At 71.3% G+C, this 14,955-nt stretch carries 12 protein-coding genes; 11 read left to right on the top strand and 1 reads right to left on the bottom strand.

Going from position 1 to position 14,955, the window contains the following annotated elements; translation table 11 throughout:
• The 5 genes from JXZ78_RS27540 to nusB all read left to right on the top strand — a co-directional run.
• Positions 1-664 (top strand): AAA family ATPase (locus JXZ78_RS27540; protein WP_238783419.1); only part of this gene is annotated, 664 nt, incomplete at its 5' end.
• A 1,290-nt stretch (positions 665-1,954) separates the two neighbouring features.
• A complete protein-coding gene (locus tag JXZ78_RS27545; RefSeq protein WP_030024531.1) occupies positions 1,955-3,433 on the top strand; it encodes an MFS transporter in 1,479 nt (492 codons plus the stop codon).
• 306 nt (positions 3,434-3,739) lie between these two features.
• Positions 3,740-4,846, top strand: a complete 1,107-nt coding sequence (locus JXZ78_RS27550) for an aminopeptidase P family protein (RefSeq protein ID WP_030024532.1) — start codon at positions 3,740-3,742, stop codon at positions 4,844-4,846.
• 67 nt (positions 4,847-4,913) lie between these two features.
• On the top strand, positions 4,914-5,480 hold the full coding sequence (efp, locus tag JXZ78_RS27555) for an elongation factor P (RefSeq protein ID WP_030024533.1): 567 nt from the start codon (positions 4,914-4,916) through the stop codon (positions 5,478-5,480).
• 2 nt (positions 5,481-5,482) lie between these two features.
• The gene (gene nusB / locus JXZ78_RS27560) at positions 5,483-5,917 is read left to right on the top strand and encodes a transcription antitermination factor NusB (RefSeq protein ID WP_030024534.1); all 435 of its coding nucleotides are present in this window, start codon (positions 5,483-5,485) and stop codon (positions 5,915-5,917) included.
• 250 nt (positions 5,918-6,167) lie between these two features.
• Here the strand turns inward: nusB and bldD are convergent, their stop codons facing one another.
• Entirely contained in the window at positions 6,168-6,668 is a 501-nt protein-coding gene (gene bldD / locus JXZ78_RS27565; protein ID WP_003982726.1) for a transcriptional regulator BldD, read from the bottom strand.
• Positions 6,669-6,890: 222 nt separating this feature from the next.
• On the opposite strand from bldD, the gene pyrR reads away from it, so the two are divergent.
• The 6 genes from pyrR to carB all read left to right on the top strand — a co-directional run bounded on the left by pyrR (position 6,891) and on the right by carB (position 14,926).
• Positions 6,891-7,466 carry a bifunctional pyr operon transcriptional regulator/uracil phosphoribosyltransferase PyrR gene (gene pyrR / locus JXZ78_RS27570; protein WP_030024535.1) on the top strand — a complete coding sequence of 192 codons (576 nt, stop codon included), beginning with the start codon at positions 6,891-6,893 and terminating at the stop codon, positions 7,464-7,466.
• Positions 7,467-7,560: 94 nt separating this feature from the next.
• Positions 7,561-8,589: an aspartate carbamoyltransferase catalytic subunit gene (locus JXZ78_RS27575; protein WP_030024536.1), complete on the top strand. Its 1,029-nt coding sequence runs from the start codon at positions 7,561-7,563 to the stop codon at positions 8,587-8,589.
• Positions 8,590-8,591: 2 nt separating this feature from the next.
• On the top strand, positions 8,592-9,881 hold the full coding sequence (locus tag JXZ78_RS27580) for a dihydroorotase (RefSeq protein ID WP_030024537.1): 1,290 nt from the start codon (positions 8,592-8,594) through the stop codon (positions 9,879-9,881).
• Positions 9,878-10,459, top strand: a complete 582-nt coding sequence (locus JXZ78_RS27585; RefSeq protein ID WP_238783420.1) for a PH-like domain-containing protein — start codon at positions 9,878-9,880, stop codon at positions 10,457-10,459. Before JXZ78_RS27580 ends, JXZ78_RS27585 begins: the two co-directional genes overlap by 4 nt.
• Positions 10,456-11,622 carry a glutamine-hydrolyzing carbamoyl-phosphate synthase small subunit gene (gene carA, locus JXZ78_RS27590; RefSeq protein ID WP_030024540.1) on the top strand — a complete coding sequence of 389 codons (1,167 nt, stop codon included), beginning with the start codon at positions 10,456-10,458 and terminating at the stop codon, positions 11,620-11,622. The genes JXZ78_RS27585 and carA overlap by 4 nt, the downstream gene beginning before the upstream one ends.
• Positions 11,615-14,926, top strand: coding sequence for a carbamoyl-phosphate synthase large subunit (carB, locus tag JXZ78_RS27595; protein WP_030024541.1), 3,312 nt, complete (start codon positions 11,615-11,617; stop codon positions 14,924-14,926). The genes carA and carB overlap by 8 nt, the downstream gene beginning before the upstream one ends.
• Positions 14,927-14,955 lie beyond the last annotated feature (29 nt).

Consider the following 14,955-nt stretch of genomic DNA (forward strand, 5'->3'; position numbering starts at 1 on the left):
GACCGCGCCGCCGCCCGCCGAGGCCACCGGGCACATCCAGCTCCCGCCCGGCGCCCCCGTGGCGCTGCCCAGCCCGCCCGCCGGCGCCTCCGCGCCGGACGCCGCGCACGCCGCCGTGGCCGTACTGCTCATCGGCCCGGCCGGCGCCGGCAAGACCAGCGTCGCCCGGCACTGGGCCGACACCCGCCGGGTGCCCACCGCGCACATCAGCCTCGACGACGTCCGCGAATGGGTACGGTCCGGCTTCGCCGACCCCCAGTCGGGCTGGAACGACCACTCCGAGGCGCAGTACCGGCTGGCCCGCCGCACCTGCGGCTTCGCGGCCCGCAACTTCCTCGCCAACGGCATCTCCTGCATCCTCGACGACGCCGTCTTCCCGGACCGCCCGGTCATCGGCCTCGGCGGCTGGAAGCGTCACGTGGGCCCTGGCCTGCTGCCGATCGTGCTCCTGCCGGGCCTGGAGATCGTCCTGGAGCGCAACGCCCGCCGCACGGGCAACCGACGCCTCTCCGACGAGGAGGTCGCCCGCATCCACGGCCGGATGGCAGGCTGGTACGGCTCCGGCCTGCCCATCATCGACAACTCGGCACACGACGTGCCCACCACGGCCCGCCTTTTGGACGACGTGGTCGCCCGCAGCATCGCGAGTCCGCCGAGTTGGTAGGGGTGGAGGCCGGGGGCTGAGGGGCCGGGGCTCGATGTCCAGGGCTCACGAAGCTCTCCGGGGCCACGAGGCTCCGGGTGCTCGATGCCTCGGTCAACGAAGCCCTTCGGGTGCAGGAGGCTCCGGGTGCTCGATGCCCTCCAGGGGCATGACGCCCCTCGGGCTCACCAAGCCCTCGGGCGTACGGTGCTCCTCCGGGTGCACGGTGCCTCTCCGGGCGTACGGTGCCTCTCCGGGTGAACGGTGCCCCTCGGGCGTACGGTGCTCCTCCGGGCGTACGGTGCTCCTCTGGGTGCATGGTGCCCCTCCAGGCGCACGGTGCCCCTCGGGCGCACGGTGCCCCTCGGGCGCACGGTGCCCCTCGGACTCACGAGGCCCCGAGCGCACGAAAAGCGCCGGGTTCCCGGGGGCTCCCGGGGTTCCCGCCGCCCCCTCCGGGTATTCCCCCGTCGGGGGGACGAGCCTGTTCGATTCGCCCCGTAGGAGCCGCGCGACCCGCCGCCGAACCGGGGGATGCTCCGCCACCAGCCGCAGACCGGCTGCCACCTCTGCGACGCCGCCCACCACCCCGGCCGGGCGGTCCGGCCTGACGGACGCCCGGGACCGTTCGGCACCTGGATGCCCGGGGCCGTTCGGTATCTGGATGCCCGGGACCGTTCGGCACCTGGATGCCCCGGGCCGTTCGGTATCTGGACGCCCGGGGCCGTTCGGTATCTGGATGCCTGGGGCCGTTCGGTATCTGGATGCCTGGGGCCGTTCGGTATCTGGACGCCCGGGGCCGTTCGGTATCTGGATGCCCCGGGCCCTTCGGTATCTGGACGCCCGGGGCCGTTCGGCGCCTGGACACCTGGGACGATCGCCTCGACATCCCGAGCCCACGGGCCGAACCCGGCTCGCCGAGCCGCTCGCGCTCCGGCGCGGTGGCCGGCACCGGCCACACCGGACGTTTCAGCGGGGGCTTGGCGCTGTACGCGGGGCCGGGAGTGTCGTACCGTGTACGGGTTCCTGTGCCGAGGTGTCGGTGACAGTGACCGGATTCCCCGTTCCTGCTGTGTCGATCTTGAGGTGACGTCCTATCAACCAGGCCATGTAGTCGTCCGCGTTCCCCACGTGCTGTTGTGTCGCACGTGTCCGGGGGCGGACGTCGCGTCGGCCTGAGTCGCGTCACCCTTCCCCGCAGCTTTCTTTCCCGGGTGCAGCTCTGCCGTCTGCCCCGGGTTTCGTGTATTCCGGCCCCGGTGCGGCTGTCGGCAGGGCTCCCCGATTCCGTTGGATCAGGAGTTTCCCGTCGTGTCTTCCTCCGCGCTCGACAACGAGCCGCAGCACACCACCCAGCCCCCGGCCCGCCCCACACCTCCACCGTCGAAGATGACCCGGGCCGCCCGGATCGCCCTCGTGGTGCTCCTGGTCGCCGAGCTCATGGACATCCTCGACCAGTCGGTCGTTCTCACCGCCCTGCCCGCGATCCAGGAGTCGACCGGCGCCGGGCCGGCCGCGGTGCAGTGGCTGACCACCGGCTATTCACTGCCCGTCGCCGTCGGACTGATCACCGGCGGGCGCCTCGGCGACCTCCACGGACGGCGAAAGATCCTCCTCATCGGCACCGTCGTGTTCACCGCGGCCTCGCTGCTGTGCGGCCTCGCCACCGGCCCCGGTGTCCTGATCGCTGCCCGCGTGCTCCAGGGTGCCGGCGTCGCCCTGATGATCCCGCAGGTCCTGGCCACCCTCCACGTCACTTTCGACGGCGAGAACCGCAGCAGGGCCTTCGGCCTCTACGGGGCTGTTCTGTCACTCGGCTCCGTCCTGGGCCCGGTGATGGGCGGCGTGCTCACCCAGGCCGACCTGTTCGGGCTGGGCTGGCGGCCGGTCTTCCTGGTCAACGTGCCCGTCGGCCTCGCCGTGACACTCCTCGGCCGAAAGGCCGTCCCCGAGTCGACCGCGCAGAAGGCCGACCAGCTCGACCTCACCGGCATGCTGCTGTCCGCGCTGGCCGTGGTCCTGATCATCTTCCCCCTCACCGAAGGTCACACCCACCACTGGCCGCTGTGGTGCGTCACCATGCTCGCCGCCGGCCTCCTCGTACTCGGCGTCTTCCTGCGCCACCAGCAGCGCAGGAAGGACTACGCCCCGCTCGTGGCGCCGACCCTCTTCCGGAGCAGGCAGTTCTCCGGCGGCATGGCCGCACAGCTGGTGCACGGCCTGCTGTGCGGGCTGTTCTTCATGACCTGGACGCTGTACCTCCAGCGCGGCCTGGGAATGAGTCCGCTGCTGGCGGCCGCCGCCTTTGTGCTGCTCGCTCTCGGTGAGCTGGCCGGCGCAACGGTCGCGATGAAGACCGCCGGGCGCTTCGGGCGTCTGCTGCCCCAGGCCGGGGCCCTTGTCGCGCTCGCCTCGATGGCGGCGTACGGGCTTCAGACCGGCAGTCGGCAGGCCGACCTGACTCTCCTCGCGATGACCGTCCCGGTGGTGCTGATCGGCTTCGGTCTCGGCATGGTCGGCGGACCGCTCGCCGACCTGTCCCTCGCGAAGGTGCCGCACGAGGACGCCGGGTCCGCCTCGGGGCTGTTCAATACCGTCATGCATCTGGGCATGGCCCTCGGTACCGCGCTGACCGCCCTCGTGTTCTTCTCCGCCACCAACGGCTCGCCCGACGCCGGACTCCACCGCGACGCGTTCACCAGCGTCCTCTGGTGGGCCGGCGGGGCCCTCGCCCTGATGTGGGCCCTGATGTTCTGCCTGCCCCAGCACACGAAGAGCCACGCCGGGTGAACCGGTCCTCCGGGAGGCAGTACCCGCCCCGGTGCCGCCTCCCCCTCTCCCTGTACCGCGAGGGGTGAAGCCTCACGGCCCTGCCCGACGACGAGACCTCGCGGCTCCTGTGGGGTCCGGGAGCGGAAGGACGGCCGACCCGCCCGATCCGGCCTCCGCCTGATCCGGCCTCCGCCTGATCCGGCCTCCGCCCGGCCGGACCCGCTCACCCGGTGGTGCCCGCCCGCTTCCTCGGCCCCGCCGGACGATCCCCCACCCGGACCCGCCCGACCGGCCGGGCCCGACCGGGGCCCGTACGCTCGGTGCATGTCCGAGCTCTACTCGGCCCGGCGTACGCGGCTGCGCGACCGCTGCGTCGCCGCCGGAAGCGCCGCGGCGCTGATCTCGCGTCCCGCCAATGTCCGCTACCTCACCGGCTGCGCGCCGCCCGGCGCGGCCCTGCTGGTCGGCCCCGCCGACGACCTCCTGCTCACCCAGGGGCCGCTCAGCGGTGATCCTTCGGAGGGGCGGCCCGCCGAGGAGCTGCGGGTCTGCGAGCTGCCCACCCGGGACGGCGACCCGGTGGTGGCCGCCGCCGACCAGGCCGCGCGGGCCGGGGCGGGCTCGCTCGCCGTCGAGGAGCACCACCTCACGGTCACCCGGCACCGCGCGCTGACCCAGGTGGCGCCCCGGCTGCGGCTCGACGACCTCGCCCGCGCCGTCGAGGCGCAGCGGGTCGTCAAGGACGACGAGGAGATCTCCTGCCTGCGGATCGCCGCCGAGATCACCGACCAGGCGCTCGGCGAGTTGCTGGAGTCGATCCTGGTGGGCCGTACGGAGCGGCACCTCGCCCTGGAGCTGGAGCGCCGTCTGGTCGACCACGGCGCGGACGGTCCCGCCTTCGCCACCTCGGTCGCCGCGGGGCCGCATTCGGGACGGTCCGGACATCTGCCCACCGACCGGCGGGTCGAGGAAGGTGACTTCCTGACCGTCAACCTGGGCGCGAACTACCGCGGTTACCGCTGCGAGATCGGCCGTACCTTCGTCATCGGTACCACGCCGGCGGACTGGCAGATCGAGCTGTACGACCTTGTTTTCGCAGCCCAGCGGGCCGGACGGGAGACACTTGCACCGGGGGTGGAATGCCGCGAGGTGGACCGGGCGGCACGGCAGGTGCTGGTCGGCGCGGGCCACGGCGAGCGCCTGGGAGCGGGTACCGGACACGGCGTGGGACTCGAAATCGACGAGGACCCTCGGCTGTCACCTGCGGCCATGGGTAAACTGGACGCTTGCGTGCCGGTCACCGTCGATCCGGGGGTTCACATCCCGGGCCGCGGCGGTGTCCGGATCGACGACACACTCGTCGTCCGCCCCGAGGCGGACGGCGGACCCGAGCTACTCACGATCACGACCAAGGAGCTGCTCGCGCTCTGAGCCGGAACCGGTTCGACGCGCGGCCGCCCGGGGTCCCACCACCCGCAGTCCAGGAGATTCCGCAACCGTGGCTTCCACGAACGACCTCAAGAACGGCCTGGTGCTCAAGCTCGAAGGCGGCCAGCTCTGGTCCGTCGTCGAGTTCCAGCACGTCAAGCCCGGCAAGGGCCCGGCCTTCGTCCGCACCAAGCTCAAGAACGTGCTGTCCGGCAAGGTGGTGGACAAGACCTTCAACGCCGGTGTGAAGGTCGAGACGGCCAACGTCGACAAGCGCGGCATGCAGTTCTCGTACATGGACGGCGAGTACTTCGTCTTCATGGACATGGACACCTACGACCAGCTGCACATCGACCGCAAGACCGTCGGTGACGCCGCCAACTACCTGCTCGAAGGCTTCGAGGCCGTCGTGGCCCAGCACGACGGCTCGGTGCTCTACGTCGAGCTGCCGGCCGCCGTCGAGCTGGTCATCCAGGAGACCGAGCCGGGCGTCCAGGGCGACCGTTCCACCGGTGGCACCAAGCCCGCCACGCTGGAGACCGGCTACCAGATCCAGGTGCCGCTCTTCATCACGACCGGCGAGAAGATCAAGGTCGACACCCGCTCCGGCGAGTACCTCGGCCGGGTGAACAGCTAACCGTGGCCGCCCGTAACAAGGCCCGTAAGCGCGCCTTCCAGATTCTCTTCGAGGCCGACCAGCGCGGTGCCGACGTGCAGACCGTGCTGGCGGACTGGATGCGGCACGCCCGGACCGATTCGCGGCAGCCGCCGGTCAACGAGTACACCCTGCAACTGGTGGAGGGGTACGCGGAGCACATCGAGCGGATCGACGATCTGATCTCCGACTACTCCGTCGACTGGCCGCTCGACCGGATGCCGGTGGTCGACCGCAACGTGCTGCGGCTCGGTGCGTACGAGCTGATCTGGGAGGACGAGATCCCGGACGCCGTGGCGATCGACGAAGCGGTGCAGCTGGCCAAGGAGTTCTCCACGGACGAATCCCCGGCCTTCGTCAACGGCCTGCTGGCCCGCCTGAAGGAACTGAAGCCCGGCCTGCGGCGCGAGGCGCGCTGAGGCGGCGGTGGATCCCGTGAAGGGGCCCGGAGCGGATCGACGCTCCGGGCCCTTCGCATGGGTGGGGAGGGACGAGGTGGGGCGGGGGGAGCCGGAGACGGCGGTACGGGGGCACCGGAGGCACCGGCTCGGAGGCTCCGGAGACACCGGCCCGGAGACACCGGAAACACCGGCCCGGTAACACAGAAAACCGCCGCCCCGACGGAGTCGGAAGCGGCGGTACGTTTCTGCAGGTGACGCCCGTACGGGGTCAGATGTCCTCGTGCTGCACGGCGCGGCGCGCGTCGGCGTCCAGCACGCCCCAGCTGATCAGCTGCTCGGTCAGCACGGAGGGCGACTGGTCGTAGATCACCGCGAGGGTGCGGAGGTCGTCCTGGCGGATCGAGAGGACCTTGCCGTTGTAGTCGCCGCGCTGGCTCTGGATCGTGGCGGCGTAGCGCTGGAGCGGGCCGGCCTTCTCGGCGGGGACGTGGGCGAGGCGCTCCAGGTCCAGGACCAGCTTCGGCGGCGGCTCGGCCGCGCCGCCCGGGGTCGTGCCCGGCAGCAGTTCCTGCACCGGAACACCGTAGAAGTCGGCCAGCTCGGCCAGGCGCTGCACGGTCACGGCACGGTCGCCGCGCTCGTACGAACCCACCACGACGGCCTTCCAGCGGCCCTGGGACTTCTCCTCGACACCGTGGAGAGAGAGGCCCTGCTGGGTGCGGATGGCGCGGAGCTTGGCCCCGAGCTGTTTGGCGTATTCGCTGGACATAAAGCTCCCCGGACGCTGTGTAGACGTGCGGCGCGGGCCGCGCGGCTGGTAACTCACTGTGAGGTTACGCAGCGTAATTCGGCATCGTCAAGCCGAATGAGTCACACGGTGGCCCCGAAGGGGTGCGCTCGGACCCCGTCGCGGCTCCTGGTACCGTGAACGGCGTAACCCCGACGTCCTTTAAAGTCCGTCCTGTGAGGCGGAGAAGGAGGTCCGTTCGTCATGGACGCCCCCAGCTCCAACGCTGCGCGTCCGGTCCTCGAAGGACCGGACATCACGCGCATGCTCACCCGCATCGCCCACGAGATCGTCGAACGCGCCAAGGGCGCCGACGACGTGGTGCTCCTCGGCATTCCCACCCGCGGGGTCTTCCTCGCCCGCCGGCTGGCCGCCAAGCTCGAAGAGATCACCGGCCGCGCGGTACCGGTCGGCTCGCTCGACATCACCATGTACCGCGACGACCTGCGCCTGGGCCCGGCCCGTGCCCTCGCGCGCACCGACATCCCCGGTGACGGCATCGAGAACCGCGTGGTCCTCCTCGTCGACGACGTGCTCTTCTCCGGCCGGACCATCCGCGCCGCGCTCGACGCCCTCAACGACATCGGCCGGCCGCGCGCCGTGCAGCTGGCGGTCCTGGTCGACCGCGGCCACCGCGAGCTGCCGATCCGCGCCGACTACGTCGGCAAGAACCTCCCCACGTCGCTGCGGGAGACGGTCAAGGTCCAGCTCACCGAGGAGGACGGCCGTGACGCCGTGCTGCTCGGCGTGAAGCGGACCGCCCCGGCCGGCGAGCAGTAGCACCCCGTTGGACGGACCCGGTACGGCCGGGCCGCCCGTCATGCCTGCTCGACGGACATACCCGTACACCTCCATCACTCACGGAGAAAACCGGATGAAGCGTCATCTCATCTCGGCCGCCGACCTCACCCGCGACGACGCCGTCCTGATCCTCGACACCGCCGAGGAGATGGCCCGGGTGGCGGACCGGCCGATCAAGAAACTCCCGACCCTGCGCGGACGCACCGTCGTCAACCTCTTCTTCGAGGACTCCACGCGCACCCGCATCTCCTTCGAGGCGGCCGCCAAGCGGCTGTCGGCGGACGTCATCAACTTCTCCGCGAAGGGCTCGTCCGTCTCCAAGGGCGAATCCCTCAAGGACACCGCGCTGACCCTGGAGGCGATGGGCGCGGACGCCGTCGTCATCCGGCACGGCGACTCCGGCGCCCCGCACCGCCTGGCCACCTCCGACTGGATCGGCGGCTCGGTCGTCAACGCGGGCGACGGTACGCACGAGCACCCCACCCAGGCCCTGCTGGACGCCTTCACCATGCGCCGGCACCTGACCGACGGCGCGGGCCAGGACCTCTCCGGCCGCCACATCACCATCGTCGGCGACATCCTGCACAGCCGTGTCGCTCGCTCCAACGTCCACCTGCTGACCACCCTGGGCGCCGAGGTGACGCTGGTCGCCCCGCCCACGCTGGTGCCGGTCGGCGTCGAGCGGTGGCCGTGCGAGGTCAGCTACGACCTGGACGCGGTGCTGACCAAGTCGGACGCGGTGATGATGCTGCGCGTCCAGCGCGAGCGGATGAACGCCGCCTTCTTCCCCACCGAGCGGGAGTACGCCCGGCGCTACGGCCTGGACGGCGACCGGATGGGCCGGATGCCCGACCACGCGATCGTGATGCACCCCGGCCCGATGAACCGCGGCATGGAGATCACCGCCCAGGTCGCCGACTCGCCGCGCTGCACCGCCGTCGAGCAGGTGGCCAACGGTGTCAGCATCCGGATGGCCGTTCTGTACCTGCTGCTGGGCGGCAACGAGCCCGCCGTCACGACCACCGCCCACCCGTCGCCCGCCACCACCCCGGACGGAGGCGCTGCGCGCCGCCCCTCCAGCCGCACTGAGGAGACCAAGTAATCATGAGCAAGACCCTGATCCGTGGGGCGAAGGTCCTGGGCGGCGAGGCGCAGGACGTCCTCATCACGGACGGCGTGATCGCCGCCGTGGGCGACGAACTGGCCGGCACCGAGGACGCCGCCGTCGTCGAGGCCGCGGGCCGGATCCTGCTGCCCGGCCTGGTCGACCTCCACACCCACCTGCGCGAGCCGGGCCGCGAGGACTCCGAGACCGTCCTGACCGGCACCAAGGCCGCCGCCGTCGGCGGCTTCACCGCCGTGCACGCCATGGCCAACACCTTCCCCGTCGCCGACACCGCGGGCGTCGTCGAGCAGGTCTGGCGGCTGGGCAAGGAGTCCGGCTACTGCGACGTGCAGCCGGTCGGCGCGGTGACCGTGGGCCTGGAGGGCAAGAAGCTCGCCGAGCTGGGCGCCATGCATGACTCGGCCGCGGGCGTGCGGGTCTTCTCCGACGACGGCAAGTGCGTGGACGACGCGGTGATCATGCGCCGCGCGCTGGAGTACGTGAAGGCCTTCGACGGCGTGATCGCCCAGCACGCCCAGGAGCCCCGGCTGACCGAGGGCGCCCAGATGAACGAGGGCATCGTCTCCGCCGAGCTGGGCCTGGCCGGCTGGCCCGCGGTGGCCGAGGAGTCGATCATCGCGCGGGACGTGCTGCTCGCCGCGCACGTCGGTTCGCGGGTGCACATCTGCCACCTGTCCACCGCCGGGTCCGTCGAGATCGTCCGCTGGGCCAAGTCCAAGGGCTGGAACGTGACCGCCGAGGTCACCCCGCACCACCTGCTGCTCACCGACGAGCTCGTACGGTCCTACAACCCCGTCTACAAGGTGAACCCGCCGCTGCGCACCGAGGCCGACGTGCTCGCGCTGCGCGAGGCGCTGGCCGACGGCACCATCGACTGCGTGGCCACCGACCACGCCCCGCACCCGCACGAGGACAAGGACTGCGAGTGGGGCGCGGCCGCCATGGGCATGGTCGGCCTGGAAACGGCGCTGTCCGTCGTCCAGCACACGATGGTCGACACCGGCCTGCTGGACTGGGCCGGCGTCGCGGACCGGATGTCCTTCCGCCCCGCCGAGATCGGCCGTCTCAAGGGCCACGGCCGCCCCGTCTCGCCTGGCGAGCCCGCCAACCTCACGCTGCTCGATCCGGCATACCGTGGACCCGTGGACCCCGCGGGCTTCGCCTCCCGCAGCCGTAACACGCCCTACGAGGGCCGTGAGCTGCCGGGGCGCGTGAGCCACACCTTCCTGCGGGGCCGGGCAACGGTCGTGGACGGGAAACTCGCGTGACATCTTCAATCATCCAACTGGCAACCGAGCAGAAGTCCGCCGAGGTCACCGACTGGGCGGCCCGGATCGGCTGGGTCGTCGGACTGCTCCTGTTCGTCGCGCTCCTGTACTGGCTGATGCGCGAGGGCTGGAAGTGGCGCGGCACCCTCCAGGGCGACCTGCCCGAGCTGCCCACGGCCCCCGAGGACGCCGGGGAGCCGCGGCTGACGATGACCGGCCGCTACCACGGCTCCACCACCGCCGGACAGTGGCTGGACCGCGTCGTCGCACGCGGCCTGGGCACCCGCAGCCGCGCCGAGCTGACCCTGACGGACGCCGGCCTGGACGTCGTACGGCCCGGAGCCCAGGACTTCTTCGTCCCGGCCGCCGCGCTGCGCGGCGCCCGCCTGGACAAGGGCATCGCCGGCAAGGTCCTGCCCGAGGGCGGCCTGCTGGTGATCACCTGGGTCCTCGGCGACCAGGAGCTGGACTCCGGCTTCCGCTCCGACCGGGCCGCCGAGCACTCCGCCTGGGTCGCCGCTCTGACCGACCTGACCAGCAAGAACATCAAGATCACCGAAACGGAAGGCGCACGATGACGACCTCCACCAGGGCAGCCGTGAAGGCTCCCGCCATACTCGTCCTGGAGGACGGCCGCAGCTTCCGCGGCCGCGCCTACGGGGCCGTGGGGGAGACCTACGGCGAGGCGGTGTTCTCCACCGGCATGACCGGCTACCAGGAGACCCTGACCGACCCCTCGTACCACCGCCAGGTCGTCGTCATGACCGCCCCGCACATCGGCAACACGGGCGTCAACGACGAGGACCCGGAGTCCGCCCGCATCTGGGTGTCCGGCTTCGTCGTACGCGACCCCGCCCGCACCCCGTCCAACTGGCGCTCGGCCCGCACCCTCGACGACGAACTGGCCGCCCAGGGCGTCGTCGGCATCAGCGGCATCGACACCCGCGCGCTCACCCGCCATCTGCGCGAGCGCGGCGCGATGCGGGTCGGCATCTTCTCCGGCCCCGGCCTGGACGGCCCGTCCGGCACCGGTCTCGCCGACGAGGCGGCGCTGCTCGCCAAGGTGCAGGCGGCCCCGCAGATGACGGGCGCCGACCTGTCCGCCGAGGTGGCCACCAAGGAGGCGTACGTCGTGCCCGCGCAGGGCACCAAGCGCTTCACCGTCGCCGCGGTCGACCTGGGCATCAAGGGCATGACCCCGTACCGGATGGCCGAGCGCGGCATCGAGGTGCACGTGCTGCCCGCCACCGCCACCGCCGAGGACGTGTACGCCGTCAACCCCGACGGTGTGTTCTTCTCCAACGGCCCGGGCGACCCGTCCACCGCCGACCACCCGGTCTCCGTCATGCGGGCGGTCCTGGAGCGCGGCACGCCGCTGTTCGGCATCTGCTTCGGCAACCAGATCCTCGGCCGCGCGCTGGGCTTCGGCACGTACAAGCTGAAGTACGGGCACCGCGGCATCAACCAGCCGGTGCAGGACCGTACGACCGGCAAGGTCGAGGTCACCGCGCACAACCACGGCTTCGCCGTCGACGCGCCGCTCGACCAGGTCTCCGAGACCCCCTACGGCCGCGCCGAGGTCTCCCACGTCTGCCTCAACGACAACGTGGTGGAGGGGCTCCAGCTCCTCGACCGGCCGGCCTTCAGCGTCCAGTACCATCCCGAGGCCGCCGCGGGCCCGCACGACGCGGCCTACCTGTTCGACCGCTTCGTCCAGCTCATGGAGGGCCAGCGTGCCTAAGCGCACCGATATCCAGTCCGTCCTGGTCATCGGCTCCGGCCCGATCGTCATCGGCCAGGCAGCGGAGTTCGACTACTCCGGTACGCAGGCGTGCCGGGTCCTGAAGGCCGAGGGCCTGCGGGTCATCCTGGTCAACTCCAACCCGGCCACGATCATGACCGACCCGGAGATCGCCGACGCCACCTACGTCGAGCCGATCACCCCGGAGTTCGTCGAGAAGATCATCGCCAAGGAGCGCCCGGACGCCCTGCTGCCCACCCTGGGCGGCCAGACCGCGCTGAACACCGCGATCTCGCTGCACGAGTCCGGCACCCTGGAGCAGTACGGCGTCGAGCTGATCGGCGCCAACGTCGAGGCGATCAACAAGGGTGAGGACCGCGACCTGTTCAAGGAGGTCGTGGAGGCCGTCCGCCGCAAGATCGGCCACGGCGAGTCCGCCCGTTCCTACATCTGCCACACCATGGACGACGTCCTGAAGGGCGTCGAGGAGCTGGGCGGCTACCCGGTCGTCGTCCGCCCCTCCTTCACCATGGGCGGCGCCGGCTCCGGCTTCGCCCACGACGAGGAGGAGCTGCGCCGCATCGCCGGCCAGGGCCTGGCCCTGTCGCCGACCACCGAGGTCCTCCTGGAGGAGTCCATCCTCGGCTGGAAGGAGTACGAGCTGGAGCTGATGCGCGACAAGAACGACAACGTCGTGGTCGTCTGCTCCATCGAGAACTTCGACCCGATGGGTGTGCACACCGGTGACTCCATCACCGTGGCGCCGGCGATGACGCTCACCGACCGCGAGTACCAGACCCTGCGGGACGTCGGCATCGCCGTGATCCGCGAGGTCGGCGTGGACACCGGCGGCTGCAACATCCAGTTCGCCGTCAACCCCGTCGACGGCCGGGTCATCGTCATCGAGATGAACCCGCGCGTCTCGCGCTCCTCGGCGCTCGCCTCCAAGGCCACCGGCTTCCCGATCGCGAAGATCGCCGCCCGGCTCGCGGTGGGTTACACGCTCGACGAGATCCCCAACGACATCACCGAGCAGACCCCGGCGTCCTTCGAGCCGACCCTCGACTACGTCGTGGTCAAGGTGCCGCGCTTCGCCTTCGAGAAGTTCCCGGCGGCGGACGCCCGGCTGACCACCACCATGAAGTCGGTCGGCGAGGCCATGGCCATCGGCCGCAACTTCACCGAGGCGCTCAACAAGGCGCTGCGCTCGCTGGAGAAGAAGGGCAGCCAGTTCGACTTCGCCGGTGACCCCGGTGACAAGGCGGAGCTGCTGGTCAAGGCCGAGATCCCCACGGACGGCCGGATCAACACCGTCATGCAGGCGATCCGGGCCGGCGCCACCCCGGAGGAGGTCTTCGACGCCACGAAGATCGACCCGTGGTTCGTGGACCAGCTGTTCCTGGTCAAGGAGACCGCCGACGAGATCGCGGCCGCCGACCAGCTCGGCCCCGAGGTCCTGGCGTACGCCAAGCGGCACGGCTTCTCCGACAGCCAGATCGCCGCGATCCGCGGCCTGACCGAGGACGTCGTCCGCGAGGTCCGGCACGCGCTCGGTGTCCGGCCCGTCTACAAGACGGTGGACACCTGTGCCGCCGAGTTCGCCGCGAAGACCCCGTACTTCTACTCGTCCTACGACGAGGAGAGCGAGGTCGCGCCGCGCGAGAAGCCCGCCGTGATCATCCTGGGCTCCGGCCCCAACCGCATCGGCCAGGGCATCGAGTTCGACTACTCCTGCGTCCACGCCTCCTTCGCGCTGAGCGACGCGGGCTACGAGACCGTCATGGTCAACTGCAACCCGGAGACCGTCTCCACCGACTACGACACCTCCGACCGGCTCTACTTCGAGCCGCTCACCCTGGAGGACGTCCTGGAGATCGTGCACGCCGAGCAGCAGGCGGGCCCGGTCGCCGGCGTCATCGTCCAGCTCGGCGGCCAGACCCCGCTGGGCCTGGCGCAGGCGCTCAAGGACAACGGCGTACCGATCGTCGGCACCTCGCCGGAGGCCATCGACCTGGCCGAGGAGCGCGGCGCGTTCGGCCAGGTGCTGACCGACGCGGGCCTGCCCGCCCCCAAGTACGGCACCGCCTACTCCTTCGCCGAGGCCAAGGGCATCGCCGCCGAGATCGGCTACCCGGTCATGGTCCGGCCGTCCTACGTCCTGGGCGGCCGCGGCATGGAGATCGTCTACGACGAGCCGTCGCTGGGCGAGTACCTGGAGCGGCACGCCGGCCTCATCGACCAGCACCCGGTCCTCATCGACCGCTTCCTGGACGACGCCATCGAGATCGACGTGGACGCCCTCTACGACGGCCACGAACTCTACCTCGGCGGCGTCATGGAGCACATCGAGGAAGCCGGCATCCACTCCGGCGACTCCGCGTGCGCGCTGCCGCCCATCACGCTCGGCGGCTACGACATCAAGCGGCTGCGCGCCTCCACCGAGGCCATCGCCAAGGGTGTCGGCGTACGCGGCCTGATCAACATCCAGTTCGCGATGGCCGGCGACATCCTGTACGTGCTGGAGGCCAACCCGCGCGCCTCGCGCACCGTGCCCTTCACCTCGAAGGCCACCGCGGTACCGCTGGCCAAGGCCGCCGCGCGGATCTCGCTGGGCGCCACCGTCGCCGAGCTGCGCGCCGAGGGCATGCTGCCCAGGAGCGGCGACGGCGGCACGCTGCCGCTGGACTCGCCGATCTCCGTCAAGGAGGCCGTGATGCCCTGGTCGCGCTTCCGCGACGCCGCGGGACACGGCGTGGACACCGTGCTGGGCCCGGAGATGCGCTCCACCGGCGAGGTCATGGGCATCGACTCGGTCTTCGGCACGGCGTACGCCAAGTCGCAGGCCGGCGCGTACGGCGCGCTGCCCACCAAGGGCCGCGCGTTCGTCTCCGTCGCCAACCGCGACAAGCGCTCGATGATCTTCCCGGCGCGGGAACTGGTCGCCCACGGCTTCGAGCTGCTCGCCACCTCCGGCACCGCCGAGGTGCTGCGCCGCAACGGCATCAACGCCACCGTGGTGCGCAAGAAGAGCGAGGGCGAGGGCCCCAACGGGGAGAAGACCATCGTCCAGCTCATCCACGACGGCGAGGTCGACCTCATCGTCAACACGCCCTACGGCACCGGCGGCCGCCTGGACGGTTACGACATCCGCACCGCGGCCGTCGCCCGCGCCGTCCCGTGCCTGACCACGGTCCAGGCGCTGGCCGCCGCCGTCCAGGGCATCGAGGCGCTGTCCCGCGGTGACGTGGGCGTGCGCTCCCTCCAGGAACACGCGCGGCAGCTGACCGCGGCCCGCGAGGAGTAGGGCCACCGGAGGGGGACACCGGCCGCGGT

The sequence above is a fragment of the Streptomyces monomycini genome, assembly GCF_022271435.1.
In the GTDB taxonomy this organism is placed as follows: Bacteria; Actinomycetota; Actinomycetes; order Streptomycetales; family Streptomycetaceae; genus Streptomyces; species Streptomyces monomycini.